This window comes from Candidatus Babeliales bacterium (genome assembly GCA_035944115.1).
Lineage (GTDB): Bacteria > Babelota > Babeliae > Babelales > Vermiphilaceae > DASZBJ01.
In genome coordinates, this window is record DASZBJ010000031.1 from 1 (window position 1) to 3,075 (window position 3,075).

Genomic DNA, 3,075 nt, shown 5'->3' on the forward strand with positions numbered 1-3,075 from the left:
AGAAGAAGAAGAAGAAGAAGAAGAAGAAGAAGAAGAAGAAGAAGAAGAAGAAGAAGAAGAAGAAGAAGAAGAAGAAGAAGAAGAAGAAGAGGAAGAAGAAGTAAAAGAGGAGAAAGAAGAAGAAGACGAAGAAGAAAAAGAAGAGCTGCCCTCCGCAAAAGGGTCCCAAGCACAAGTGCGGTTCAAGATTGCCTGTGCAACCGAGCTCTGCAGATTGCAAGACAGTCTCGCCCAAGCCCGTCCAGCATACACACTGTGAACCATGTTCAAACGCCGCGACCCAAACCTGAAGATCTGCCTCAAGACGTCGGTACCTTCCTCGTTGATCCCTCCTGTGGTCTCAAGGATGAGAGGACAAAAGAAGAAGTCCGTTCCAACGAAGCCCTTGTCGTAACACCCGTGTTTCTTGTTCCTGGCGTACGATTCAGCAGGATCCTTCATGAAAACACCTGAAGACGTGTACGGACTGGTCACCGCTACGTCAATGGCTAGACCCTTGCTGTTTTTCCAAAGCCGCAACGTCACATCACCAGGCCGACGACCATCAGTCGGTCCTAGGATGTTTGCCTTTTCCAGGATAGGAGACAGCAGGGCCTCTTCGCAAAACTTTCCCACAAGGTTCCGAATTCGATGGTGCCGCACAACGAGATCTCCATTCCTCGAGCAGCAAGAGGCGTGATCGCCCATAACATCAATGGTTTGCATGCAACGAGGGCAAGAGAGCCCGAGGGGGACAACTTCGACACCGAGCCGGTACGCGACTGCGATGCGGAAAAGTTTCGGAGGCATGACGGTGTCGTACCCGTCTTCGTTTGATGGGACGGCTGTAATCCAAGCTCCGGAGTGAGGCTCAGCTAGGCGACGCAAGCGCTGGCGTTCACGCGGATTTGGTGCACTGTCGACTAAACGCTTATGGATTGCCTCGTCGATCCGATACGAGGCATCCTTCTGACTGCCGTACAAGGTTGTGTCAAAAGGTGGAACTAACCAACTCTCTCCAGACTCGGACTTCGCTTCTCGCCAACTGGCCGCAAATGCCGCGTCGGCGTGCACGGCGGTGCGACGAAGACCGAGGCCACCTAAAGAGGGGGTCAGACAAGCCTGAGTGTAAGCGGCATCACTCAAAGCGAACCCGAGGATCTGTTCTGTGGCCCGTCGAATGCTGTTGTCAAACTCAGTGGCCTGTTCTGACCAGTGGCCAAGCGGAGTTGTGCGCATGAAGTGGACAGCTCTAACTATAGAAAAAGAAATACGCAGAAGAAAAAAGGCAGACTGGGTGTCCTCGAAGTCCTGCAAACGGTTGACAGCCACAGTCAGACGGGAAAAGAGTTTTTTCTGTACAAACCTAGCGGACTCAGCTGCTGAACCCAACGGTACTCCCAGCATGCAGATTTCTGAGGTCGGAACAAGGGTGACGCCCTGAATTGGACACGGCTCAGAGCGGGTGGGGTCTAACCAAGACCACTCGCACTTTTTCGGACTCAAGATCAGCCCCACACGTGGACCCTCCCTCTCCAAGATCTCCCACACCTTCACAAGTGTCTCAATAGGGGCTACGATGCCCCCATCGTCCATGTACCACTTGTTGTACACGGGGTTCAAGGACTGGATGACACTCACAAGGGGGGCAAGACCGAAACAAAAGTACAGCGGGCCCAAGGGATCACCCTGCTGGACACCGCAAGAAGAGTAAAGGACGCGCTGGTGATCGTAGAGTAAAATCGAAGGCTGTCGGTAGCACCACTCTGTCCAGTTGGTCAAACCTGGGAGAGTGGTGCAAGTGGCCTTCACAAAAGCATCCCTGTCGATCTGGTTAAAGGCGTTCTTAAAGTCGATCTTAAGAAGCGCTAGCTCGGACCCTGCGTGACGCTGAAGGACATCGCGAAGCGAATGAGTAACCACCTCGACACCGCCTGGACAACCTACCCCGTAGTTCCGACCCTTGAAAACCTCCGTGATGCTACCTTTCCCTGCAATGCAGAAACACTTTGCCACGAGGCGACGAAGAGGGTCACCACAACACAAGGGTCTGACTGCCATACTCGCTCCTGGCTTGCTCAAAGCAATTGAAACCCCACCCGCGAGAAAAGGCTGTAGGAAACTCGGAGCCTTTCCATCCGCAAACTGGTTTACCGCATTTGTGAGTTGGCGCTGAAACGAAAAGGTCTCTGCGAAAAAGCACTGACGAAGGTGAAGAGGTGTGTAACCGAACAAACCCCCAGCAGCACCCGGACTGAAGGAGGCGAGGGCATCTTGAACCGTTTGGGAGTCAAAGCGAGGAGCGGGGCAGGCGGGAACCCGCGAAGGTGGTGCACCGTCTGGATGCAAGTCCTTGAGCGCTTGAAACGTCTCGTCACACTTCGGAGCCATGGGAGCAGCACAAAGCGTGCGCAAAGCCTTCTTTACGTCTCCTATTCGAAGGGCTTGCACCACCGCAGACTCAGCGGCTGATCCCTTCCGTTTTTCATCACTTGCAGATCCCTTACGTTTTTCATCGCCTGTCTTTGGTTTCCTCGCTCTGAGCTGTGAACGCTCTACCACGGCCTTCCAAAGCTCCTCGGACTTGGTTGGCCATAACTCTAACCGCGATTGGATCAGCCCCACGACTGTTTGACCCCGAGAAAGTGAACGACCTGCACGAACAGGTGCAAGAAGAATGCACCGAGGAAAAGACAGGAAGGCGCTCCAAGCTGGTAAGGTGCGTGAAAAGCAAGCCTCTTCAAGGAGAGAACCCCACATCTTCGCAAACAACCCCACAACGGTCCTAGGAATCTTCTTAACGAGTGGGACGTTAACCGTGCAAAGACTCAAGAGAACTCTGTAAACCTTGCCCTTCCGAACAGCTGAAGCGGAACCAACCGACGCTGTACCCTCCCCCGAACCAAGCGAGGCTGTACCCTCCCCCAAACCAACCGACGCTGTACTCTCTGAAGAAGAAGAGCTAGGTATAAAACCACCCGACCCCAAACCACACGAAGGAAACGAAGAAAAAGAACAAGAGCTAGGGAAAGACGAAGAACAAGAGGAAGAAAGAGATCCAGAAGAAGAAGAAGAAGAAGAAGAAGAAGAAGAAGA

General features: G+C 53.1%; 2 protein-coding genes. Both read left to right on the forward strand.

All coding sequences use genetic code 11. The annotated features are described in order from the left end of the window. Positions 1-259: hypothetical protein (locus VGT41_03605; GenBank protein ID HEV2601358.1), on the forward strand; the 259-nt coding region annotated here is incomplete at its 5' end. A 2,568-nt stretch (positions 260-2,827) separates the two neighbouring features. After that, a partial coding sequence (locus VGT41_03610) for a hypothetical protein (protein HEV2601359.1) occupies positions 2,828-3,075 on the forward strand: 248 nt, incomplete at its 3' end.